Origin of the sequence: Frigoribacterium sp. Leaf263 (assembly GCF_001422285.1) — a bacterium.
GTDB lineage: Bacteria > Actinomycetota > Actinomycetes > Actinomycetales > Microbacteriaceae > Frigoribacterium.
Genome location: NZ_LMMO01000004.1, coordinates 398910 through 422721, shown reverse-complemented (window position 1 = coordinate 422721; position 23812 = coordinate 398910). Strand labels below are relative to the sequence as shown.

Genomic DNA, 23812 nt, shown 5'->3' with positions numbered 1-23812 from the left:
CCGATGCCCGAAGGAGACACCGTCTACCGGGCCGCGACGAACCTCGACAAGGTGCTGCGCGGCCAGACGCTGACCGCGACCGATTTCCGCGTGCCCGCCTTCGCCACCGTCGACCTGACCGGCGAGGTCGTCGACGGCGTCATCCCCCGGGGCAAGCACCTGCTGCACCACATCGGCGATCTGACCCTGCACACGCACCTCAAGATGGAGGGCTCCTGGCACGTCTACCGGCACGGCACGAAGTGGCGTCGCCCCGCGTACCAGGCACGGGTCGTTCTCGAGACCGCCGACTGGGTGGCGGTCGGCTTCGACCTCGGACTCGTCGAGCTCGTGGCGCGCGACGCGGACGACAGCGTGGTCTCGTACCTCGGCCCCGATCTGCTCGGCCCCGACTGGGACGCCGCGGCGGCCCTCGCCAACCTCGAGGCCGACCCCGCGCGCGAGGTCGGGCTCGCCCTGCTCGACCAGCGGGTGCTCGCCGGCGTCGGCAACGTCTATCGCAACGAGCTCTGCTTCCTGCGCGGCGTGCTGCCCACCCGTCCCGTCGGCGACGTCGAGAACCGGGTGAAGCTGATCGACCTCGCCCACCGCCTCATCCTCGCCAACCGGGACAGAGTCGACCGCACGACGACGGGCAACCTCCGCGGGGTCACCGACTGGGTGTACGGGCGGGCCGGCAAGCCGTGCCTGCGCTGCGGCACGAAGATCCTCCGGGGCACGCTCGGCGAGAGCGAGCTCGAGCTGCGCGACACGTACTGGTGCCCTCACTGCCAGAGCTGACCCGGCCCGCACCTGCCGAAGCCGACCCGGCCCGCGTCCAGGCGGAGCTGACCAGGCCCGCGTCCAGGCGGAGCTGACCCGGCCCGCGTCCTGCGAGCGCTGACCCGGCCCGCCTCCGGACGGGCCGACCCCGCGCACCGCTCTGTGACGCCGCGTGACGCGCCGCAGCCCCGTCCCCAGCTCGCCTGCCTACGATCATCCGCACCTGAACAGCGCGTACCCGACGTGCCGCTCACCGTCGAGAGGACGACCATGTCGAACACCGGATCCGCCACCACGCCCCGCATCGCCGATCAGGTGAACGAGTTCAACGAGGGCTTCACGGCGCAGATCGGCCCCGAGTTCTCGAAGGTCTTCGACGACGAGCAGAGCGGCCTCCGCGCCGCCGGGGTGCCCGCCGACGCCGTCCAGCCGGGCGACACCGTCGTCGAGGCGACGCTGCTGACCCCGCAGGGCGCCGAGGTCTCGCTGGCCGAGACGGTCGGGGCGGGCCCCGCCGTGCTCGTCTTCTACCGCGGATCCTGGTGCCCCTACTGCAACCTGACACTCAAGACCTACCAGGCCGAGCTGCTGCCGCGTCTGCGCGAGCGCGGGGTGGCGCTCGTCGCCATCAGTCCGCAGACGCCCGACGGCTCGGAGGCGTCCGTGACGAACGGCAGCCTCGAGTTCCCGGTGCTCTCCGACCCCGGCAACGTCCTGGCCCGCGCGCTCGGCATCCGCACCGAGCCGAGCGCCGAGGCCCGCGCCGTCCACACCGAGCTCGGCTTCGACGTCGCCGACAGCAACGCGGACGCGACGGGCGACATCCCGTTCCCCACCGTTCTCGTCGTCGACCACGACGGCACGGTCGTCTTCGCCGACGTCCACACGGACTACACGACCCGCACCGAGGTCGACGAGATCATCGCCGCCCTCGACCTGCTCGAGGCTCCCGAGTCCCCCGAGGCCTGACCGGCAGGAGGCGCGGGTCGACCGGACACCGCGCCTCCCCGATCCGCTCGCATCACGCGACGCGACAGCTCGCCGTAGAGCTGACGGCTCGACGGGGCCTCGCCTCCCGCGGAGTCGCCCCGCGGCCACCCGGCGGGCCCGGCTGCGCGCGCTCGACTACGATCAGGGGTCTCATCGAGCGCCGACCCGTTAGGACCCCATGTCGTCCCAGGACATCTCCGAGCAGGTCGCCGACTTCCAGCGGACCTTCAACGCCGAGATCGGCCCCGACCTGGAGGCCGTCTTCGAGGCCGAGCAGGCGCATCTGCGATCGCTCGGCATCCCGGCCGACGCCGTCCGCGTGGGCGACCAGATCGTCGACGCCTCGCTGCTCACCCCCACCGGTCGTGACATCGCGCTCATCGACGCGATCGGCGAGGCTCCCGCGGTCGTCGTCTTCTACCGCGGCGCCTGGTGCCCGTACTGCAACATCACGCTCAAGACCTACCAGGACGACCTCCTCCCGGCGTTGCGCGCCCGCGGCGTCGAGCTGGTCGCCATCAGCCCGCAGTCGCCCGCAGGCTCGGAGGAGTCCGTCGCGGCCGGCGACCTGGAGTTCACCGTGCTGTCCGACCCGGGCAACGTGCTGAGCCGGGCGCTGGGCATCGCCACCGAGCCGAGCTTCGAGGCCCGCGGCGCGCACCGCGAGCTCGGCTTCGACATGGCCGACAGCAACATCGGCGGCTCGGCCGAGATCCCGTTCCCGACCGTGCTCGTCATCGACGGCGACGGGCGCGTGGTCTTCGTCGACGTCCACACCGACTACACGAGCCGCACCGAGGTCTCCCTCGTGCTCGAGACCCTCGATTTGCTCGAGCTCGGCGTCCTCTAGCTTCACCCGCGTAAGCGAGAGACGGCGAAATCGTCGCCCAGTTCGAATTGCACCGCTTCGCGCAGGAGTTCCCCGGTATGGAGGAAGTCATGCGCGTTCGCGGCGGAGTCCCACCCGAGGAAGGGATCGGAGTGTTCGCTCCAGAAGGCGTACCAATCCGCGAGCGCCGTTGCGAGGGACTGGGAGAGCCCCAGCTCGGCGGCCGACGGATCGATGTCATCCCCGCGGGCCTCCCAGAAGACCGACGACTCGCCGATCTCGGGGAACATACGGATCTCACGTATGCGCAGCTTCCCTCTTTCTCGCTTCGACGCTAGCTGCGCCCGCGTTCGGCGCCCTGCTCGACCGGAGCCGCGTCCTCGCCGCGGCCGACGCGCGAGTGCCGGCGTCCGTAGGCGAAGTACACGATCACGCCGAGCACGAGCCAGGCCGCGAACCGCGCCCAGGTCAGCGTCGTCAGGTTCAGCATCAGCCACACGCACAGCGCGGCCGACAGGATCGGCAGAACCGGCGACAGGGGCACGCGGAACGCCCGCGGCAGATCGGGGCGCTTGCGACGCAGCACGATGACGCCGATGCTCACGAGCACGAAGGCCGACAGGGTGCCGATGTTGATCATCTCCTCGAGCACGCCGACGTCGGTGAAGGCGGCGACGAACGCGACGACCGTGCCGGCGATGACCTGGATGCGCACCGGGGTCTTGCGGGTCGGGCTCGTCTTCGCGAGCCAGCGCGGCAGCAGACCGTCACGGCTCATCGAGAAGACGATGCGCGACAGGCCGAGCAGCAGCACCATGATGACCGTGGTCAGACCGGCCAGCGCACCGACCGAGATGACACCGGCGGCCCAGTCGGCGCCGACCAGACGGAACGCGGTCGCGAGCGACGGGTCCTCCTCGCCGGCGAGGTCGCGGTACGACACCATGCCGGTCAGCACGATCGAGACGAGCACGTAGAGCACGGTGACGACGGCCAGGCCCAGGAAGATCCCGCGCGGCAGGGTCTTCTGCGGGTTCTTGACCTCTTCGGCGCTCGTCGCGACGACGTCGAACCCGATGAACGCGAAGAACACCAGCGACGCCGCGGCCAGCAGACCGAAGACGCCGTACTGAGCGGGGGCGGCGCCGGTCATGAACGAGAACATCGACTGCGACCACGTGTCGCTGGCGCCGGCGCCCGTGGTGCTCGGCTGGGCGGCGGGCACGAACGGCGTGTAGTTCGCCGCGCGGACGAAGAAGAAGCCGACGACGATCACGAACAGCACGATCGCGACCTTGATGATGGTGAATACGGCGCCGACGCGGGCCGTCAGCTGCGTGCCCGCGACGAGCAGAGCGGTGAACACGGCGACGATGAGGAACGCGGGCCAGCTGACCTCGATGCCGCCGAGCATGAAGGTCGCGGGGATGCCGATGCCGAAGGTCTCGAACGCCGACGCGAGATAGACGCCCCAGTACTTGGCGAGCACGGCCGAGGCGGTGAACATCTCGAGGATGAGGTCCCACCCGATGATCCAGGCGAGGAACTCGCCCATCGTCGCGTAGGTGAACGTGTACGCGCTGCCCGCGACCGGGATGGTCGAGGCGAACTCGGCGTAGCACATGATGGCGAGGCCGCAGGTGAGCGCGGCGAGGACGAACGACAGGGTGACGGCGGGCCCGGCGTAGTTCGCGGCGGCGTTCGCGCCGACCGAGAAGATGCCCGCACCGACGGCGACGGCCACGCCCATGAGCGTGAGGTCCCAGGTGCCGAGCGTGCGCTTCAGGCCGTTCTCGGCGAGGTTCGAGTCGGCGATCGACGACTCGACCGACTTCGTGCGCCAGAGGCTTCGCGGGCCGCGGGTGGGCGTGGGGTTCGCCATGTCGTCTCCTGGTTCGCCGGTGTCGACCCCCGTCCGGGGACGACGCGTCAGCATACAAGCAGGTGCGACCCCGTGACGAGGCGATCGCAGCCGAGGAGGCGCGGGTCGCCGTCTCGGGACACCGGCCGAGGAGGCGCGGCGCCGGTTCTCCACACCCCTCGCCCCGCACGCCGCGAGCGCCCCGCCCACCCTCGTACGATGACGGCATGGAGCACGAGACGGGTGGGCTGCGGGGCCGCTGGCACCGCGCCTCCCCGGGTCGTCGGCTCACGGGGCTCGCCGTCGCGCTGCTCGTCGCGACCGCGCTCGTCACCGTGCTCGGCGTCGCCTCGCAGCCGGTCTACCCCGAGTGGTCCGACGACGACGAGCTGCTCGACGACCTGCGCCTCGCCCCGACGAGCGAGCTGTGGAGCACCGACCTGGCGACGCTCGCCGAACCGGGTCTTCCCGCCGGGTGCCGGGGGTTCCGCGCCGCCGGTCGCATCGACGACGACGCCCTCGTCACGAGCACCGCGACGGCGTACGACGGGTGCGAGTCGCCGGTCGCCCTGCTCGCCCGCATCGACCCGACCACGGGCGAGGTGCGCTGGGTGCTCGACCTCACGTCGCGACTCGACGAGGCCGGCTCGTACCTCAACGTCGTCGTCGACGACGACGGTTCACGGGGCACCGTGATCGGGCAGACCTCGCTCGCGTCGCGGGTGCTGCGGGTCGACCTCGACACCGGCACCGTGCTCGGCGACGTCATCGGCCCGGCCGACGACCCGACCGCGCCCATCGAGCAGGCGGTGGGCATCTCGCGCGGCCGACTGCTCGTCGCGCTGCAGCCGCCGGAGCGCGTCACCGACGACGGCCAGGGCCTCGAGTACGACTCGGGCGAGGCGACCCCGTACCGCCTGATCGACCTCGACGACCCCGACCGGTCGATCTGGAGCGGCGAGCTCGGCGTCTACGGCAACCCGTTCCTGCTCGGGTCGTTCCTCGTGGTCGAGGCGGAGTCGCAGGGCGATCCGACGGTCGTCGACACGGAGACGGGCGAGGCGCATCCGGTGCCGGGCGACATCGGTGTGCTCGAGAACGCCGGCGCGGTCGACGACCTGCTCGTCGTCACCGTCACCACCCGAGACGGAGACCGCGAGGCCGTGGCGCTCGACCGCTCGGGCGACCGCGTCTGGACGACCCCGCTCGCGCTCGACGGGCAGGTGACCGTGACCGACGACTGCGTCCTGGTGACCGACCCGCCGTCGACGTTCCGCTGCCTCGAGGCGAGCGACGGCGGCGAGCGCTGGCAGCGACGGGTGACGCTCGACGAGGGCTACTCGGCGCAGATCGACTCGTACCAGCAGCTGATCGGCGGCTCGGCGGTCGTCGTGCACCTCGACTCGCGCGAAGCCGGCTCGGCCGATCTCGAAGGCGAGGACCCGGCCACGATCCTGGGGCTCTCGCCGCTGACCGGGGCGACGACGTTCTCGGCCGAGGTGCCGTCCCAGGCGTTCCTCACGGGCCTGTCGCGGACCGTCGGGTTCGCCTCGTCGTACATCGGCCAGGACTTCTCGCAGACGATCATGACCGCGTTCGACCTGTCCGACGGGCGGACGCTCTGGCAGGAGCGCTCGCCCTCGCGGGGCACGCTCGACCTCTGGGCCGGCACGCTCGTGTCGGTCGACGCCGAGGGGGTCGCCCACGGTCTGCGGACACGGGCCGAGGTGGTGCCGCCGACCGCGGACGACGCGACGCCGCCGCTCGGCTGAGCCGCACCTCCCCCTGTGCCGGCGCGGGCGGGTGCGGCGGGCGCGGCGTCAGCCGGCGCGAGCGGAGGCCGGGCGGGCGTCAGCCGGCGCGGACCAGCGCCGGGAACACGAAGACGGCGAAGACGAAGAACAGCGCCATCACCCCGAGCAGGATGAACGGCCCCTTGCCGAGCACGGTCTGACCCGCGGCCTCGCGCCGACGCAGCACGCGCCTCCGGTAGACCGCCTGCATCACGATGAGCGCGACGGCGGCGACCGCGAGGATCGAGATGATGAGGACGTCGATGGGGATGGCCTTCCGGGGCAGGGGCGGGGCAGGTCAGGGGCGGGGCGATCGGGCGGGGATCAGCCTACCCGCGGCCGTCACCGCCTCTCCGCGCGGTCGCCACCGGTCCGCGTGCACCACCGGAACAGCCCCGCACCACCGGCCGTACGCTGAACCCGGCACCGCACGACAGCACCGCACGGCACCGCACGACCGCACCGCACCGCACCGCACCGCACCGCGCGGCGGCACCGCACGGCCGCAGCGCACGACCGCACAGCACAGCACAGCACGACAACACCGCACGACGAGGCACGACGACGAGGCACCGAGGAGGCGCGGGTGGGCGAGCAGCGCGACCGTCCCGTCGACGGGACCCTCCGCGCCCGCTGGCACCGCGCCTCCTTCGGGCGCCGCCTCGTCGTGTCGGCCACGGCGCTCGTCGTCGCGACCGTCGCCGTGGTCGGTCTCGGTCTCGCCGCGCAGCCCGGCTACCCGACGGGCGGGGCGTCCGGCGGCCCGGTCGACGGCCTCCTGGTCGACGAGCTGCGCAACCGCCCCACCCCGGGGTCGTGGCGTCTGACGACGGCCGCGCTCGGGCTCCCCGAGGTCGACGACGGCTGCCTCACCTACTCGGTGCTCGCCTCGGTGGGCGCCGACGTGCTCGTGTCGACCTCGTCGCAGCTGGCCTACACCGAGACCGGCTGCTACGACGAGCGCGGCCGGGCCGAGAGGCTCGTGCGTCTCGACCCGCTGGCGGGCACCGTCCGCTGGTCGGTCGACATCACCGGGATCAGCGGGGGCGGCGGCACGCTCAGCGCATTCGTCGACGAGGCCCGGGGCGATGCGATCGTCAGCACGACGGGTCTCTACGGCTACGGGCGGGGCGCGTCCGGCTTCGCCCGCGTCGATCTGGCGACCGGCGAGCTCGCCGACGTCACGACGTCCGACGACACCATGCCGATCGTCGACGCCGCCGATGACGGGCTCGTGCTGGTCTCCGTCTCACCCGCGCCCGTCTACGGTTTCGCGGACGACCCCCTGGCCGGCGCCGCGGCCGAGGCCCTCGCCGGCGGGCAGGACGGCCCGCGCACCCTCCTCTACAGCCGCGACGACCTCCGCACCCCGATCTGGTCGGACGAGCAGACGGGCGGCATCAGCTCGTCCGTGCTGCTCGACGACGGGCTGCTCGTGGTGAGCGCCGGCACGGGCACCGTCATCGACGGCGAGACCGGCGACGAGCGCCCGTGGGCCGACGGCCTGTCGCCCTCGGCTCAGGCGTACGGGGTCGGCGACACGGTGTTCCTGGTCGACTTCGGGCGGGGCATGGAATCGCGCGCCGAGGTGTCCGCCTGGTCGTCCGACGGCACGGAGCGCTGGCGGCGCCCCTTCGACCAGGATCGCCTCCCGGTCGTCACCGGCGACTGCGTCACGTTCTCGGACCGCGGCGGCGTGCACTGCGCCGACCTCGAGACCGGCGTCGACCGCTGGGAGGTCGAGCGCTCGGGGGAGAGCCGCGGCATCCCGGTCGTCAGCGACCCGCGTCCCGGCCGGTGGGACGACGACGTGGTCGTCCAGACCTTCAGCGCCCGCTCGGGGCTCGGCGACCCGGCCGACGACCGCGCGCTGCTGCTGCTCGACGCCGAGACGGGAGCCGAGCGGGTCCGGGCGTACGTGCCGCCGGACTCGTCGGTGGTCGCGATGTCGCGCTCGGTCGCCTACGTCGCCGGCAGCGACACCTCGGACGCCATCGCCGGGCACCGCGTCTTCTCGACCGTGGTCGGCGTCGACCTCGCCGACGGACGCACGCTCTGGCGCCTCGACTCGGACGCCGACCTGCAGTTCTGGGGCGGTGCGCTCGTCGAGATCGCGCCCGACGGCTCGATCCGCCGCCTGATCGACGACGTGCGCGTCGCCGGCTGAGCGGCCGCCGCGGCGCGAGTCGCCGGAGCCGAGGAGGTGCGGCGCGCGTCAGCGGGCGCGGGCGGCGGCGCTCATCACGTAGGCCAGGGCGTACGTCCGCGAGTTGCCGTCGTCGATGGCGGACGCGGGCAGGTCGGCGAGCGCGGCCCGCGCCTCCTCGGCCTCGTCGGGGCCCGCGAGCGCCGAGTACATCAGCACGTAGTCCCCCAGCGGCGCGGCAGCACCCGGCGCATCAGCACCCCCGGCGGCGGCACCCCCGGCAGCGTCACCGCCACCGGGCGCGGCCTCCCCCGGCGCCACGGGTCCGGGCTCCTGCGCCTCGGCGACGATCGCGCGGACCCGCTCCGCGCCTCCTGCCGCATCCGACGACAGGTACGAGACCGACGTCGGGTCGAGCGGGATCAGCTGGATGCCGGCGATCGCCGACGGCTGGGCCGAGAACCAGGTGGCGTAGTCGCGCTTGGCTCCCCAGTTCAGCGAGACGATCTCGTGGTCGTAGGCGGCGAGCGCGGGGTCGGACAGGTCGGGGGCGACGAAGTAGGCGAGGGCCGCGGCGGCCTCGCCGCTGAGCATCCAGGTCGCCTGGGCTCCGAGGGCGTCGTCGCCGCGGGCCGCGGCCCAGAGCGCGAGCCCCGACGAGGCGGAGACGGCCTCCGACGACGACTCCTGGTTGTTGCCGTCGGCGAAGGGCGAGTAGCCGCTGGCCCAGCTGTGCGACCAGTACGCGTCGAAGGCCCGGTGGTCGGGGAACGCCCCGCTGGCCGAGCCCGAGCCGATGTCGGCGGCGACGAGATCCATCACCGGCGCCCAGCGCGCGACGAGGTCGGGCCGGTCGCGGCCCAGCACGCCCGCCGCGGTGAGCAGGTACCCGTAGTGGAAGTGATGATCGTTGAACAGCTCGGAGCCGAAGGACGGCACGCGGCCGACCAGCCCCTTCACCGTCGGGTCGTAGACGAAGCACTGCTGGGCGCGGACGGTGCAGCCGTCGGGGTCGGTCCACAGGTCGAGCTGATCGACGACCAGGCGTTCGAGGGTCGCGGCCGATTCGTCGTCGCCCAGCTGGACGGCGAGCCGCCAGAGCATCGCGGCGCGGTAGAGGGCCTTGCCCCCGTAGTAGGTGTCGGTCGGGAACTCCCCCGTCAGCGCCGTGTCGACCCGCAGCCGCCGCCGCAGCTCGTCGCGATCGGACTCGTCGAGCGAGTCGAGGTCGAGCTCGGCCGACGCCTCGAGCGCCGGCGCCCCGAAGGTCAGCGACGAACCCGTGGTCAGCGGCACGGCGCCGTGGATCGTCTCGTAGGTCAGCCCGGTGCTCGTCAGCCCGGCCGCCTCGAGGCCCGATCCGAGCTGATGCGGCGCCGGGACGACGAGCGTGTCGCCGCCGGCCGCGGTCTCGTAGCCGAGCGTGGTCGTCGAGACGGCCGAGGAGGCGCGGGTCGGGTCGCCGCCGCCGCCCGCCCCATCGGCAGGGGACGTCCCGAAGGCCGTCCGCACCCCGACCAGAGGCGAGGCGGCCGTGTCGAGCAGCATCGCGATCTGATCGGCCGTCGCCCCGTCGGGCAGGGCGACGAGATCGATGGACCCGTCGGCGTCGAGCTCGACGGATGCGCCGTCGATGCGGCCGCCCACGACGACGACCCCCCACGAGCTGCCGCCGGCCTCGAACGTGCCGCGGCTCCCGGCGCCCGCGCCGGTGCCCGAACCCGCGTCGGCGTCGGCGTCGGCGTCGGCGGCAGCGCCGGCGTCGGCGGCAGCGGCAGCGCCCTCCAGGCCCGACACCGCCGTCCCGAGCCGGTCCGTCTGAGCGACCGCGGCCGTGTACGACACCATCGGCGACCCCTGCGCGACGGTCGTCCGTCCGAGCACGGCCCCGCCGGAGAGGTGCTCGATGGTGACGGCGACCTCGTCGTACGACGCGACCCGCGCCTCCTCGGAGCCGACGTCGAGGGTCGCCCCCGTCACGGCGGGCGCGACGATCGACGTCGCCGAGACGGCCGGGCGGGGCAGACCGGCGGTCACGCCCGTGTCGGTCAGGGCGAACGAGATCGGGAACGGGAACACCGGCTGGGGCGTCTCGCCGAAGACCAGACCCGCGAACCACGTGTTCGTCGGGGGCACGAGGCCGTCGGCCAGACGCATCCGAGGAGGCGCGGCGACCTCCTCCGACGGCACTCCCGCGATCAGGGGGGCGACCTGCGCCGCGGGGTAGACCTCGGCGTCGGCGTCGCGCTCGTCCGGGCGGACGTCGCCCGCGGTGCAGGCCGCGATCAGGAGGGCCCCCGCCGCCACGGCCGCCGCCGAGGCGAGGGAGCGGCCGAGCCCGCGGGCGCCGCCCGCCCGGGCGATGCTCAGACCCCGATCTGACGCAGGAAGTCCTGCACCGTGTCGACCGGACCGGCGAGGATCCCGTCGTCGCGCAGGTGCATCGTCGCCTCGACCGGCGTGCCGCTCGCGACGAGGCCGTTGTAGGCGCCCTCGGTCAGCTGCGAGCTGACGACGCGCACGGTCGCGGCGGCCGCGCCGTCCTTCGTCTCGACGCTGACGAGGTCGACGCTGCCCGGCACGACCACCTGGTTCGGCAGCATGAGGTCGACGTCGGCGCCGTCCTGGATCCGCTCGTAGTCGCGCGGGGTGAGCGTGAACTCAGCGGCGACGAACAGGGTGCCCGACCGCTCGATCGTGGCCACGGCGGTGCCCGAGCCGACGAACCCGCCCTCGCGGACGTCGAGCTGCGAGACCGTCCCGTCGACCGTCGACGTGAACGTCATCGTGCCGTCGCCCGAGATCGTGTACGCGTCGGTGTCGGGCACCATGATGTCGTCGTCGAGGTCCTTCTGCAGCTGGAGGCTCTGCAGCGCGAACAGCTCGTCGCCCTTCGCCACCACGTCGCCGACCTCGACCTCGGTGCTCGTGACCGTGCCGCTGTAGTCGGCGCCGACCGTGAAGTCCTGACTTGCGATCGCGGCGCTCGTGCTGACCACCTGCGCCTGGCGCTGCGTGAAGATCAGCGTGAAGACGCCGACGAGCAGGATGACGACGAGGATGCCGACGGTCATCCGGAGGCGGTTCGCCCATGTCATGAGAGCACCGCCCGACGTCCGGAGGCGCGCGCCGCGGACTCCTCCGACATCACCACGAGGATCTCCTCCTGCGTGCGGGGCGCGGGCCGGGCCACGGTGGTGCGGAGCGGGGGCGCGACCACGGGGGCGGAGGGGACGGGGTCGTTCGGCGACGGTCTCGCGGGCACACCTCGGCGGGCGGCCCGCCTGATGACCCGCGCCTCCTTGAGGGCCGCGATCAGGAACGCCGTCAGGACGGCCGTGTTGATGAGGTTCCACACGGTGGCCAGGGTCAGCACCCGGTTGTCGTAGTCGCGCCAGATCGCGACGAGCGACGTCAGCGACAGGAACACCCAGAACAGCACCTGCGGGATCAGGAAGTCGAACGGACTCGACGCCGTCCGACCGCCCGTCGCGTGCCAGGCGGTGTCCTTGCCGCAGAGCACGTTCCAGAGCGCCTTGACGTAGATCGGGAACGACACCGACGCGAGCATCAGCACCTCCCAGCGGAACGAGCCGAGGGTGAAGAACGCCAACGCGATCTGCAGCAGGTAGAAGCCGCAGTAGAACAGCAGCCACTGCAGCACCGAGATGTGGAGGTTCATCGGGCGCAGATCGAAGAAGATCTCCATCGGCGGCACCATGATCAGCAGCAGCGGGGCGATGCCCGTGAGGTAGTGCGTGGCGGTCAGCGTGTACTGGAACCGCTGATCCATCGTGAGGTTCCGGCGCGGGCTGAGCGGGTTGTGGCGCAGCAGGATCTCGAAGCCGCCGGTCGCCCAGCGCAGCTGCTGCTTGCTGTACGCCTCGATGGTCTCGGGGGCGTCGCCGATCGCGAGGGTCAGCGGGATGTAGATCGAGCGCCAGCCGGCCTCGTGCAGGTGGAGGCTCGTCCAGACGTCCTCCGACTTGGAGTCGGTGTCGATCCCGCCGACGCTGTCGACGGCAGTCCGGCGGAAGACCACGTTCGTGCCCACGCAGAACGCGGCGTTGAAGCGGTTGCGACCCGGCTGGATGAACCGGTAGAAGACCGCCTGCATGTAGCCGGCGCCGCGACTGACCAGGCTGACGAGGTTGCCGTACGACTGCGGGGTCTGCACGAAGGCGACCTTGTCGTCGACGAAGAACGGCACCGTCTCGTGCAGGAAGAGGGGCTTCGGCACGAAGTCCGCGTCGAAGATCGCGAAGTAGTCGCCCTTCGCGACGGTCAGCGCGTGGTTGACGTTGCCGGCCTTCGCTCCGTTGCCGCTCAGCCGCCTCACGTACCGGGCGCCGAGGGTCGCCGCGAGTTCGCGGACCTCGTCGCTGCGGCCGTCGTCGAGGACCCAGGTGCGGTGCGCGCCCTGCATCGACAGGGCCGCCTGCACGGTGAGGGCGATCTTCGCGAGATCCTCGCCGTAGACCGTGATCAGCACGTCGACGACGACGGGTCGTCCGCCGATCGCCATCGGCCACAGGTGCGGCTGGTCGCGGACCCCGAGGCGGCCGATCGCCTGCTGGTCGTAGAGGCCGTCCTGCGTCGAGTGGAAGTCGAAGTCGCGTGGGTTCTGACCGCCCGAGAGGATCGTCCACATCGACAGCAGCGCCTGCAGCACGAGCACCGCCTCGGCGACGATCACCGCCGCGTACGGCAGCAGGTCGCCTCGATTCGCGGGGTTCAGCAGGAACTGCCCGTAGAGCAGGATCCCCATCGTGCAGGCCAGCACGAGCAGCACCATGAACGGCGAGTGCGCCCGGCCCTCGGTGCGCGAGACGACCGACGCGTGGTGGTCGGAGGTCAGCCGCTTCGCCGGGTGCGGCGGCTCGGCCCGGGCGGCGAGGTCGGGCTCTGTGCCGCGGCCGGCCCGGGCGGGCTCGGTGGGGTGCTCGGGCTCGACGGGGTCGTCGGGCCCGACGGGGTGGTCGGGCCCCAGGGGGTGGCGGGGCTCGACCCGACCGTCGCTCGCGGGTGCTAGGTGTCTCAGACCGCGGGGCGAGAGGGGGGCGCCGGGCGATCGAGGGGGCGGAGCGACGGTCGGGTCGTCGAGGCGGTCGCGCAGGGCGGCCGCGGCGGGTGGTGGTGTCTCACTGGTGGTGGCGCCGCTCACGCGGACGCGCATGGTTCGGGACATGCGTGTTCTTCTCCTGCATCGGGTTGCGGAGATTCGCGGTCGACACGGGTGAGGGCACACCACGAGACGACCTGTGAGGGCGTCGACACCGGCGGCGACGGGTCGGGGAGGGGATCGGGGTAAGCGGTCCCAGCCCCGTCCGGGAGGGGTGATCCCGGATCGGCGGTGGTCGTGAGAGCGTCTGCGTCGGGGTGGTGCGACGCCTCGTGACCGGATCGACGTGTGGGCCTTTCGGGGGACCTCACGGCGACTTGGTCAGAACAGTAGCGGCGGCCCCGACGGCGTCACTCCCCCCGTTCGGGGGTCACCGGGGGCGAACCGATTCGACCGGGCCGAGAAGCCCGGAAACATGCGGGTCGCGTCACCCGTCACCCCTCTCGCGGTCACCCGCGGACCCGCCGATGTCACCCGTTCACGGGTCAGAGGAGAGAGGGGGTTGCGCCGACGCGGGAGCACGTGCAAGAGGGTGCCTCGAGGAGGCGCGGGTCGCTTCAAACGCGCAGGTCGCCTCAGGCGCGCAGGTCGTCTCGGGCGCGCAGGTCGTCTCGGGCGCGCAGGTCGCCTCAGACGCGCAGGTCGCCGACCCAGCCGGCCAGGAACTCCGCGCCGGCCTCGTCGTGGATGAGGTCGGTCGCGCTCGTGAGCACCGGATACGGCGTGACGGGCACCCCGTCGGCGGGGCGGACGTCGACGTGCGCGACATCGTGGCCGTGCGCGTGCAGCCAGTCGGCCATGGCGTAGTCGCTGCGCGAGTCGCCGACGGTGCGCCAGCTCGTGGGCAGCGGACCGTCGAGGGCGAGCAGCTCGAGGGCCCGCTCGGCGCCGCGGTCCTTGCCGAGCAGCACCGATTCGATGTCGGTCGAGATGATCGTGGGGTCGATGCGCCACTGGACGGCGCCGGAGCCGTCGGGACGCACGTCGTCGAGACGGCGCACCCCGAACCCCCGGGCGACCAGCGCCTCCATCGCCCGGTGATCGAGGTCCGCCTGGCGGGCGAGGTAGTCGGCCGACGAGACCGAGGTCAGCTGCTCGATCGAGACCATGGCGCGCTTGGTGTGGTCGAAGAAGACCAGGTCGGCGAAATCGCTCGTGACCAGGGCGTCCATCTCGGCGGAGAAGTCGGCGGGCATCGCGAGCGACTCGTCGACGACGACCTCGCTCATGCCGCCGGGGCCGTGCTCGGGGCCGATCGAGAACCACGACGCGCCCTTCTCGCAGACGCCGTGCACGCGAGCGCCGCGCGGCAGGCCGGCGGCCATCAGCGGCACGACGACCTCGTCGCGGATGAACGCGTCGGAGCGGCCCGTGTTGAAGACCAGGGGGATGCCCGCCGACGCCAGGGCGACGAGATCGCGCGTGATGGCCGGGATCGCGATGCTGCGCGTGACCGGGCTGGCGATGGGCCCGTCGACGTCGAGGAGCAGCCCGAGGGCCGGGGGCGTGGTGGCGGCTGAGTTCACTCCGTCATCTTCGCAGCCGGGACCTCCTCCTGTCGGCTGAAACGTCCCGAGGCTGTGGATGGGATGATGGACCACCTGAATCTAAGGAGACTCCTGTGGCGTCGCTCCCCCCGACCGTGGTCGAAGCACTCGAGACCTTCGCCGCGCCCGACCAGCGCGGCACCGTGCACGACCTGGCGCAGGTCGCCCCCGACGAGGCCGAGGCGCGGCTCGTCGCGGTGCTCGAGTCCGCCGACTGGGTCGACATGAACGCCAAGCACCCGGTCGGCCCCGATCGCAGCGACCCCGAGGGCATGCGCCGCCTGCTGCAGGCGATGGGCGCCGAGAGCCGCTGCGCCGTCGTGACCGCCCGGGGCTCCGAAGACGACCGCGACCTGGGAGGCGCGCTCGACCAGGTCCTGCAGCACCAGGACAACGGCGCGATCGTCGTGTGCCGCCCCGGTCCGCTGGCGTTCCTCGTGACCGCGACCGACGAGCACTGGCTGCTGAGCGACCGCGAGATGCCGGTGCTGACCGGCCAGATCCCCATCATCCGCGCGTGAGCGGACTCGAGGGCGGCTCCCCCGCCAGGATCGCGCTCGTCACCGGGTCGACCCGGGGCATCGGCCTCGTGATCGCGCGCGAGCTCGGTCGCGACCACCACGTGATCGTGCACGGACGCTCGCAGGAGGCGGTGGAGGCGGTGGCCGCGTCGCTCCCGTCGGCCACGGCCTGGGTCGCCGACCTCGGCTCCGGGTCGTTCAAGGTGCCGCGGCTCGACTCGCTCGACGTCGTCGTGCACGCCGCGGGCGTCATCGGCGGTGCCGAGGTCGAGCGCACCGCCCTCGACGACTGGCGCCGCGTCTTCGAGGTCAACGTCTTCGCCGTGGCCGAGGCGACCCGTCAGCTGCTGCCCGCGCTGCGCGCCGCCCGCGGAACGGTCGTCACGATCAACAGCGGCTCGGGTCTCACCGCCGGCCCCGGCGGCAGCACGTACGCGGCGAGCAAGTTCGCCCTGCGGGCGCTGACCGACTCGCTGCGCGAGGAGGAGCGTCCGCACGGCTTGCGGGTCAGCTCGATCCACCCCGGGCGGGTCGACACCGACATGCAGCACGAGCTCGTCGAGAAGGAGGGCGGCGAGTACGACGCCGCGCTCTACCTGGAGCCGCGGTCGGTGGCCGACGCGGTCCGACTCGTCGTCGATCTGCCGCACGGGGCGACCGTCGAGTCGCTCTCGCTCCGCCCCACGCGCAAGCCCTGACGCGCGCTGCGCCCCGCGCGCCGCGCCCCGCGCTGACGCGCGCTCCCCGCCGAACACCCCGTTCCCCGCGCAACACCCCGATAGATGCGGGTGCAGCGCCGAAAACGGGGTGGAGCGCGGTCGGCCCGCGCCGGCGGCCGCGCGCTTCCCGCCTGACACCCCCTTTCCCGCGCAACACCCCGAGAGATGCGGGTGCAGCGCCGAAAACGGGGTGCAGCGCGGTCGGCCCGCGCCGGCGGCCGCGCGCGCCCCGCGCCCCGCGCGCTCCCCGCGCCCCGCGCGCCGCGCCCCGCGCGCTCCCCGCGCCCCGCGCTGACGCGCGCTCCCCGCCGAACACCCCCTTCCCCGCGCAACACCCGGACAGATGCGGGTGCAGCGCCGAAAACGGGGTGCAGCGCGGTCGGCCCGCACCGGCGGCCGCGCGCGCCCCGCGCGCTCCCCGCCGAACACCCCCTTCCCCGCGCAACACCCCGATAGATGCGGGTGCAGCGCCGAAAACGGGGTGCCAGGCTGCACGAGGAGGCGCGCGAGGGCACCGGGAGCGCCTCCCGACTAGCGTGCAGGCATGACGAACGCGCCGACCGAGTCCGCGACCCTCCTGATGCTCGGCGCGAGCGGTGATCTCGCCGCGCGCCTCCTGATGCCCGGTCTCGGCGGGCTGCTGACGCACGAGTCCGAGCGGCGGGTGCAGCTGGTGGGCGCCGGCACCGAGGAGTTCGAGCCCGAGGCGTGGCGCGAGCACGTGACCGACGCGTTCGCGCGCGTCGACGCGTCGGGGCCGGCGGTCGACGCGCTGCTCGAGTCGACCGTCTACCGCACCGTCGACGTGACCGACGTCGAGCAGATGCGGGGGCTCCTCGAGGAGTGCACCGCGCCTCCCTCGATCTACTTCGCCCTGCCGCCCGCGATCACGGCGAAGTGCTGCGCCGCGCTGGCCGAGCTCGATCTGCCCGAGGGCACGGCGCTGGCGCTCGAGAAGCCGTTCGGCACCGATCTCGCGAGCGCCCGGAAGCTGAACGGCGAGGTGCTGGCGCTGGTGCCCGAGGACCAGGTGCACCGGGTCGACCACTTCCTCGGCCGGTCGACCGTGCTGAACCTGCTCGGGCTGCGGTTCGCGAACCGGCTGATCGAGCCGATGCTGAACAACGCGCACGTCGAGAGCATCGAGATCGTCTACGACGAGGAGCTCGGGCTCGAGAACCGGGCGCGCTACTACGACCACGCGGGGGCCCTGGTCGACATGATCCAGAGTCACCTGCTGCAGGTGATGGCGGTGCTGACGATGAACGCCCCGGCGACGCTGACGGCCGCCGATCTGCGCGACGAGAAGGGGCTCGTGCTGCGTGCGACGCGGCTGTGGCAGAACGACCCCGTCGCCAACAGCCGCCGGGCGCGCTACGAGGCCGGCACGGTCGACGGCCGCGAGCTGCCGGCGTACGCCGACGAGGACGGCGTCGACCCGGCGCTCGAGACCGAGACGCTGGCCGAGGTCGTGGTCGAGGTGGCGAACTGGCGGTGGGCCGGTGTGCCGATCCTGCTGCGCTCGGGCAAGGCGCTGGCCTCGAGGAGGCGCGAGATCGTGATCACGTTCCGCCCGCCCGCGCACGTGCCGGCGGAGTTCGAGGGAGGCGGCACGCCCGACCGCCTGCGCATCGCGATCTCGCCCGACGAGATGTCGCTCGAGCTGAACGTCAACGGGCCCGGCGACGCGTACGACCTCGGTCGGGCGGCGCTGCACGCGGAGTTCGGCAGCTCGGACCTGACGGCCTACGGCGAGGTGCTCAGCGGGATCCTCGACGACGACCCGACCCTCTCGGTGCGCGGTGACACGGCCGAGCAGTGCTGGCGCATCGTCGACCCCGTGGTCGCCGCATGGAACGACGGCGCGGTCGAGCTCGACACGTACCCGGCCGGGTCGGCGGGGCCCGAGTCGTGGCCGGCGGGGGCCCGGCAGGACGAGCCGGCCGTGCGCGCCGAGAAGACCGTCCCGGCGGCTCAGCGGCCCGAGTAGCGCGAGCGCTCCGCGCCGCCTGACCCCAGAAAACCGCTGAGACCCTCGTGCGCGCACGGGGGTCTCAGCGGTTTCGCGGGGTATCAGCGCTCGCCACGGGTCGGGCGAGGAGGTCGACGGGGCGCCAGCCTCGACGCCCCGGCGACGACGGGCTCTTGCCTCGGGCAGCCGCGGTCACGAGACTGGGCGGCATGACCACCCGCGGCCCGCTCGACCTCACCTTCACGGCGACCCTCGGCAGGGTTCGCGAGGGCGATCTCTGGACCTGCGTGCAGCTGCCCGACTCGGCGACGATCTTCGGAACCCGGGGCCTCGTCAAGGTCGCCGGGACCATCGACGGGGAGCCGTTCCGGAGCTCGTTCATGGCCCTGGGCGACGGCACCCACAAGCTGCCCGTCGCGGCGGCGATCCGTCGGCGGATCGGCAAGACGGACGGCGACGAGGTCACCGTGCACCTCGCCGAGCGACTCGGCTGATCGCCCGCGCCGCGACCTCGCGGGGTTGCGCTCTCAGAAGACGGAGATAGTCTCCTCTTATGCGGAGACGGTCTCCGCTGAGATCGGAGCAGCACGATGGCCGAAGTCATCACCCCGGCGGCACGGAGTTCGCGGGCCGACGCCCGGCGCAATCGCGAGCTCATCCTCGGGACCGCCGACGAGTACTTCGCCGAGCACGGCGTCGGCGGTTCGCTCGACGCCATCGCCAAGCGGGCCGGTGTGGGCCCCGGCACCCTGTACCGGCACTTCCCGACGCGCGACGCCCTGCTCGCGGCGCTCCTGTCCGATCGCGACGACGAGCTCGTCGCCCGGCGCGAGCGGCTCCGCGTCGAGTCCGCCGACACGGCCGCGGCGCTCGACGGCTGGCTGCGCGCCGTCGTCGACTGGGCCGCGGCCTTCGAGGGACTCCCCGAGCCCCTCCGGGCGGCCACGACGACGAGCGCGTCGCCCCTCGCGACGACCTGCGAGGGGTTCGTCACGACGACCGCGGAGTTCCTGACGGCGGCCCAGCGCGACGGCCTGGCCCGGAGCGACGTCCGCGCCCGCGACCTGTTCCTCGCGGCGCTGGCGACGAGTTGGGTCGGCGGGGCGGCCCTGGCCGACGACGCGACCACCACGGCCCTCTCGTCGCTGGTGCGGGCGGGGTGGGCGACCTCCGCACCCCTCGCGAGCCGCGCCGACTGACCCCCGCGGCCTCGCCCGGCGAGCGCCGATCACCGAACGACACGAGAATCGAGAAGAAGACGACCATGAACGACATCGACACGACCACGGCCGACACGACTTCGGCAGACACGACCCCGAAGCGCCTCGGCGTCATCGGCAGCGGCGACATCGGGAGCGGCATCGCCCGGCTCGCGATCGCCGCCGGGTACGAGGTCGTCATCGCGAACTCGCGGGGGCCCGAGTCGCTCGCCGACCTCGTGGCGGAGCTCGGTCCGCGGGCGCGGGCCGGAGACGCCCGCGACGCCGTCGAGTTCGGGCCGACGCCCGTCCTCGCCGTGCCGCTCGGCGCCTACGAGTCGCTGCCGCGAGACGCCTTCGCGGGCCGCGCCGTGCTCTCGACGGGCAACTACTACCCGCACCGCGACGGGCGCATCGCGCGCCTCGACTCGCTCGAGGTGACCACGGCCGAGCTCGAGCAGGAGCTGCTGCCCGGCGCCGTGATCACCAAGGCGTTCAACAACATCCTGTTCCACCACATCCCCGCCCTGGCCGACTCGACCCCGCGCACCGCCCTGCCGGTCTTCGGCGACGACGAGCGGGCCACGGCCGCTGTCTCGGCGATCGTCGACGATCTCGGCTTCGAGCCCCTCGACGCGGGCACGCTCGCCGAGTCGTGGCGCACCGAGCCCGAGTCGGGCGCGTACACGCCGATCTACGCCGCCGACCCCGAGGCCCTCGCGGCCGACCATCTGACCGCGGTCGCCGCGCCGGTCACCGTCGCGCGCCTCCGGCAGCTGCTGTCGGCGTCGCAGCGGGCCGACGTCGCCGCCCGCCGGTTCTGAGACGTCGGGGGACGACCGGCCGCCGGGCTGTCTAGCCCCGCGCGGGCAGTCCGGCGGCGAGCTCGTCGAAGAATCCCTGCCACCCGGCGACGAGACCCTGCTGCTGCTCGGCCGAGAAGCCGGGGGTCTCCTGCGTGAAGCGCATGGTCGTCCCGATCGGGGCGGGGCTCAGATCGACGGTGATGGTGGCCCGCTCGGGGGCGTCCGGCGCATCGGTGATGGTGAGCACGAGGCGGACCGGGGCCTGGACCTCGACGAAGTCGCCAGCCCAGTCCATCGCGTTCCCGTCGGGCAGGATCATCGTGGCGGCCCAGCCGGCGCCCTCGACGGGCTCGTAGGCGAGGCGGTCGAGCGGCACGTCGACCGCGGGGCCCCCGAACCAGCGCGAGAAGCGCTCGGCGGTGGTCCACGCCTCGAACACGTCGGCAGGAGGCGCGGCGAGGTCGCGGACGATCTCGACGCCCTCCGAAGCGGGTGCGGTCATGAGCGGTCCCTCCGGTCCGGGGCGGTCGTCAGCGACCGCCCGCCTGATGCGACCCTAGACCCCGCAGGAGCCGATGTCGGTGGTCGATCGTACGGTGATGCCGATGCCCGCCGCGCCTCCCATGAGGTCACGGGCATCCGGGTGACGGCGTCGTGAAACGGCCGCCACGTCGGCGGGGCCGGGTCGGACCCGGCCCCGCCATCTCCTCCGGTGGTGCGCCCGTCAGCGCTGCGGGCGGTCGCCCTGCTCATCGGCCGAGGGCGCGGTCTCGTCGAGACGGCCGTCGACGGCCGGGTCGGGCGAGACGACGTCGACCCGCAGAGGCGGCTCGCCGGTGACCGCCGACGGCGACACGGCCGACGAGGCCCCGCCGCCCGCCGACGTCTCGGTCGACGCGCCTCTGACCCGGCGCTTCACGGCCTGCCACGAGCGGCTGAGCCCGCGACCGCCCGACTGGGCCGGAGCGTCGACCTCGAGGCCGTAGTAGGCCCCGACGTGCTCGAGCAGCACGTCGCGCTCGGCCTTGTCGTACGCGCGTCGCTCGCGGGTGAACGCGATCACCGTCGACCAGCAGGTCAGCAGCAGCACGATGCTGAACGGCAGCGCCGTGGTGATCGCGGCCGTCTTGAGGGCGTCGAGTCCACCCGTCAGGAGGAGCGCGACGGCCAGCAGGGCGGCCACCAGCGCGAAGAACACCCGCAGCCAGTTCTTCGGCTCGATGTCGCCGCCCGAGGCGATCATCGCCATGACCAGCGACCCGGAGTCGGACGAGGTCACGAAGAAGACGCCGATCAGCAGGATGGCGCCGAAGGTGAGGACGGCGCCGGCGGGCAGCCCGCCGAGCAGGGCGAACAGCGAGCCCTCGACGTCGACGGAGCCGTCGGCGCCGATCAGGCCGCCCGAGCCGTCGGTCTGCTGGTGGATCGCCGCGCCGCCGAGGACGGCGAACCAGAGGAAGGTGAGGGCCGTCGGCACGAGCAGCACCCCGAAGACGAATTGGCGGACGGTGCGGCCGCGCGAGATGCGGGCGATGAAGATGCCGACGAACGGCGCCCACGACATCCACCAGCCCCAGTAGAAGGTCGTCCACGCGCCCTGCCACTCCTCGCCGGCGGCGCCCTGCTGGGCGGTGACGTTGAATGAGAGGCCGACGACGTTCTGCAGGTAGGCGCCGATGGACTGCACGAAGTCGCGCAGGAGGAACTGGGTCGGGCCGACGATGAGGATGAACAGCAGCAGGGCGGCCGCGAGGATCAGGTTGAAGTTCGACAGGATCTTCATGCCCTTGGTGACGCCCGTGATGAGCGAGACGAGGGTCACGGCCGTGATGACGGCGATGATCGCGATCTGGCTGACGATGCTGCTCTCGGCGATGCCCGCGGCCTCGAGGCCGGCGCCGATCTGGATGACGCCGAGACCGAGGGAGGTCGCGACGCCGAAGAGGGTCCCGACGAGCGCGATGACGTCGATGAGGTTGCCCCAGCCGCCGCGCACCCGGTCGCCGAGCAGGGGCTCGAGGGCCCAGCGGATCGAGACGGGACGCCCGCGCCGGTGGATGGCGTACGCGAGGGCGAGACCCAGCACGACGTAGATCGCCCAGGCGTGGAGCCCCCAGTGGAGGAAGGTCTGCGTGAGGGCCTGCTGCGCGAGCTGATCCTCGGTGCCCGTCACGCCGGGGCGCGGCGAGGCGAAGTGGCTGAGGGGCTCCGAGACGCCGTAGAAGACGAGGCCGATGCCCATGCCCGCCGCGAAGAGCAGGGCGAACCACGACCCGGTCGAGAACTCGGGCTCGTCCTTGTCCTTCCCGAGCTTGATGCTGCCGAAGCGGCTGAAGCCCACGAAGAGGCTGAAGCCGACGAAGAACGCGGCGATCAGCACGTAGTACCAGCTGAAGTTGCGGACGATGCCGCTCTGCAGGCCGAGGAACAGCGCCTCGGCCGAGTCGGGCGCGATCAGGGTGAAGGCGACGAAGCCGAGCACGACGATCGCCGCGGGCCAGAAGACCCATCGCCGCAGCTGCGGTGTCGTCGTGACGGGTTCGGTCAGCGATGCGGGGTGATCGCCGGGCCCGGTGGAGTGCGGAGTCGTCGTAGCCATTCCTCCATGGTCGCCGATCTCCGGCTCCGCCGCCTCCTCCGTTCGCCATCCGGGCCCGGAGCGGGTCAGCCCTTGAGCCCTCCCGAGATGAGGTCGAGCCGCCAGAAGCGCTGCAGGAACAGCACCAGCAGAGTCAGCGGGATGATCGACACGGCCGCCCCGGTGATGGCCAGCGAGTACAGCGCGGGGGCGCCCGATCCCTTCGACAGCAGCGTGTAGAGCCCCACGGTCAGCGGGTAGTCCGCCTGGTCGCTGAGCATGACGAACGGCAGGAGGAAGTTGTTCCAGATGCCGACGAACTGCAGCAGGAAGACCGTCACCATGCCGGGCACCATGATCGGCAGCACGATGTGGCGGAAGATGCGCCACTCGCCCGCGCCGTCGATGCGCGACGCCTCGAGGATCTCGTGCGGGACCGCCGACTGGGCGAACACGCGCGAGAGGTAGATGCCGAACGGGCTGATGATGATCGGCAGCAGGACCGAGATCGGCCCGCCCGCCAGCCCGATCTCGCTCAGCAGGATGTACTGCGGGATCGCCAGGGTGATGCCCGGGATGAGCACGCCGGCGAGGATCGTGAAGAAGATGAGGTTCCGCCCGCGGAAGGTGTACTTCGCCAGGGCGTAGCCCGCCATCGTCGAGACGAGCGTCGAGAGCACGCCGCCGACGCCGGCGTAGAGCAGCGAGTTCGCGGCCCACAGCCCGTACTGCCCGCCCTCGTAGGCGAACAGGTCTCTCAGGTTGCCGGCCAGGCCGGTGCCCGGGGCGAACGAGAACGACGTGAACAGCTCAGCCGGCGACTTCGACGAGGCGATGAACACCCAGCCGACCGGCACGAGGCAGTAGAAGGCCCCGATGAGCAGCACGATCGTCGGCAGCACCTTGCCCTTGCTGCTCGGGCGGGGCGACCGGCCGCCGGGGCGGGGCGTCCCGCCGACGTCACCCG

21 protein-coding genes are annotated in these 23812 nt (G+C 72.7%); 11 read left to right on the top strand and 10 right to left on the bottom strand.

The window, feature by feature from the left end; translation table 11 throughout:
- The first annotated feature begins 3 nt into the window (after positions 1 to 3).
- The 3 genes from ASF17_RS11295 (at position 4) to ASF17_RS11285 (ending at position 2602) form a co-directional block, all read left to right on the top strand.
- The gene (locus ASF17_RS11295) at positions 4 to 780 is read left to right on the top strand and encodes a DNA-formamidopyrimidine glycosylase family protein (protein WP_055799691.1); all 777 of its coding nucleotides are present in this window, start codon (positions 4 to 6) and stop codon (positions 778 to 780) included.
- Positions 781 to 1032: 252 nt separating this feature from the next.
- Positions 1033 to 1731, top strand: coding sequence for a peroxiredoxin-like family protein (locus tag ASF17_RS11290; RefSeq protein ID WP_055800754.1), 699 nt, complete (start codon positions 1033 to 1035; stop codon positions 1729 to 1731).
- A 199-nt stretch (positions 1732 to 1930) separates the two neighbouring features.
- On the top strand, positions 1931 to 2602 hold the full coding sequence (locus ASF17_RS11285; protein WP_055799688.1) for a peroxiredoxin-like family protein: 672 nt from the start codon (positions 1931 to 1933) through the stop codon (positions 2600 to 2602).
- A gap of 2 nt (positions 2603 to 2604) precedes the next feature.
- Here the strand turns inward: ASF17_RS11285 and ASF17_RS11280 are convergent, their stop codons facing one another.
- Both ASF17_RS11280 and ASF17_RS11275 read right to left on the bottom strand, forming a co-directional pair.
- Positions 2605 to 2871: a hypothetical protein gene (locus ASF17_RS11280; protein ID WP_055799685.1), complete on the bottom strand. Its 267-nt coding sequence runs from the start codon at positions 2869 to 2871 to the stop codon at positions 2605 to 2607.
- A gap of 44 nt (positions 2872 to 2915) precedes the next feature.
- Complete coding sequence (locus ASF17_RS11275; protein ID WP_055799682.1) at positions 2916 to 4463, bottom strand: APC family permease; 1548 nt, start codon at positions 4461 to 4463, stop codon at positions 2916 to 2918.
- A gap of 206 nt (positions 4464 to 4669) precedes the next feature.
- On the opposite strand from ASF17_RS11275, the gene ASF17_RS11270 reads away from it, so the two are divergent.
- On the top strand, positions 4670 to 6214 hold the full coding sequence (locus ASF17_RS11270; RefSeq protein WP_055799678.1) for an outer membrane protein assembly factor BamB family protein: 1545 nt from the start codon (positions 4670 to 4672) through the stop codon (positions 6212 to 6214).
- Between the two features lie 79 nt (positions 6215 to 6293).
- Here the strand turns inward: ASF17_RS11270 and ASF17_RS15610 are convergent, their stop codons facing one another.
- A complete protein-coding gene (locus ASF17_RS15610; protein ID WP_156357406.1) occupies positions 6294 to 6449 on the bottom strand; it encodes a hypothetical protein in 156 nt (51 codons plus the stop codon).
- A 372-nt stretch (positions 6450 to 6821) separates the two neighbouring features.
- On the opposite strand from ASF17_RS15610, the gene ASF17_RS11265 reads away from it, so the two are divergent.
- Positions 6822 to 8402, top strand: a complete 1581-nt coding sequence (locus ASF17_RS11265; protein ID WP_055799675.1) for an outer membrane protein assembly factor BamB family protein — start codon at positions 6822 to 6824, stop codon at positions 8400 to 8402.
- Between the two features lie 48 nt (positions 8403 to 8450).
- On the opposite strand, the gene ASF17_RS11260 is transcribed toward ASF17_RS11265, so the two are convergent.
- The 4 genes from ASF17_RS11260 to ASF17_RS11245 all read right to left on the bottom strand — a co-directional run bounded on the left by ASF17_RS11260 (position 8451) and on the right by ASF17_RS11245 (position 15029).
- Entirely contained in the window at positions 8451 to 10688 is a 2238-nt protein-coding gene (locus ASF17_RS11260) for a glycosyl hydrolase (RefSeq protein ID WP_055799672.1), read from the bottom strand.
- Positions 10689 to 10747: 59 nt separating this feature from the next.
- A complete protein-coding gene (locus tag ASF17_RS11255; protein ID WP_055799669.1) occupies positions 10748 to 11455 on the bottom strand; it encodes an HlyD family efflux transporter periplasmic adaptor subunit in 708 nt (235 codons plus the stop codon).
- A gap of 20 nt (positions 11456 to 11475) precedes the next feature.
- The gene (locus ASF17_RS11250) at positions 11476 to 13569 is read right to left on the bottom strand and encodes a glycosyltransferase family 2 protein (protein WP_235476569.1); all 2094 of its coding nucleotides are present in this window, start codon (positions 13567 to 13569) and stop codon (positions 11476 to 11478) included.
- Between the two features lie 563 nt (positions 13570 to 14132).
- Positions 14133 to 15029, bottom strand: a complete 897-nt coding sequence (locus ASF17_RS11245; RefSeq protein WP_055799663.1) for a hypothetical protein — start codon at positions 15027 to 15029, stop codon at positions 14133 to 14135.
- A gap of 95 nt (positions 15030 to 15124) precedes the next feature.
- Between ASF17_RS11245 and ASF17_RS11240 the strand changes: the two genes are divergently transcribed.
- From ASF17_RS11240 to ASF17_RS11215, 6 genes are all read left to right on the top strand, one after another.
- Positions 15125 to 15571, top strand: coding sequence for a hypothetical protein (locus ASF17_RS11240; RefSeq protein WP_055799660.1), 447 nt, complete (start codon positions 15125 to 15127; stop codon positions 15569 to 15571).
- On the top strand, positions 15568 to 16269 hold the full coding sequence (locus ASF17_RS11235; protein ID WP_055799656.1) for an SDR family oxidoreductase: 702 nt from the start codon (positions 15568 to 15570) through the stop codon (positions 16267 to 16269). The genes ASF17_RS11240 and ASF17_RS11235 overlap by 4 nt, the downstream gene beginning before the upstream one ends.
- Positions 16270 to 16834: 565 nt before the next feature.
- On the top strand, positions 16835 to 18280 hold the full coding sequence (locus ASF17_RS11230; RefSeq protein ID WP_082475291.1) for a glucose-6-phosphate dehydrogenase: 1446 nt from the start codon (positions 16835 to 16837) through the stop codon (positions 18278 to 18280).
- 191 nt (positions 18281 to 18471) lie between these two features.
- A complete protein-coding gene (locus ASF17_RS11225) occupies positions 18472 to 18756 on the top strand; it encodes a DUF1905 domain-containing protein (protein WP_055799652.1) in 285 nt (94 codons plus the stop codon).
- Between the two features lie 96 nt (positions 18757 to 18852).
- Positions 18853 to 19461, top strand: coding sequence for a TetR/AcrR family transcriptional regulator (locus ASF17_RS11220; RefSeq protein WP_055799651.1), 609 nt, complete (start codon positions 18853 to 18855; stop codon positions 19459 to 19461).
- 65 nt (positions 19462 to 19526) lie between these two features.
- Positions 19527 to 20285, top strand: a complete 759-nt coding sequence (locus ASF17_RS11215) for an NADPH-dependent F420 reductase (RefSeq protein WP_055800751.1) — start codon at positions 19527 to 19529, stop codon at positions 20283 to 20285.
- A gap of 31 nt (positions 20286 to 20316) precedes the next feature.
- Here the strand turns inward: ASF17_RS11215 and ASF17_RS11210 are convergent, their stop codons facing one another.
- The 3 genes from ASF17_RS11210 to ASF17_RS11200 all read right to left on the bottom strand — a co-directional run bounded on the left by ASF17_RS11210 (position 20317) and on the right by ASF17_RS11200 (position 23747).
- Positions 20317 to 20769 (bottom strand): SRPBCC family protein, encoded by a 453-nt coding sequence (locus tag ASF17_RS11210; protein ID WP_055799647.1) that lies wholly within the window; start codon positions 20767 to 20769, stop codon positions 20317 to 20319.
- Between the two features lie 222 nt (positions 20770 to 20991).
- Entirely contained in the window at positions 20992 to 22866 is a 1875-nt protein-coding gene (locus tag ASF17_RS11205; protein ID WP_082475290.1) for a BCCT family transporter, read from the bottom strand.
- Positions 22867 to 22931: 65 nt separating this feature from the next.
- Positions 22932 to 23747: a carbohydrate ABC transporter permease gene (locus ASF17_RS11200; protein ID WP_055800745.1), complete on the bottom strand. Its 816-nt coding sequence runs from the start codon at positions 23745 to 23747 to the stop codon at positions 22932 to 22934.
- Positions 23748 to 23812 lie beyond the last annotated feature (65 nt).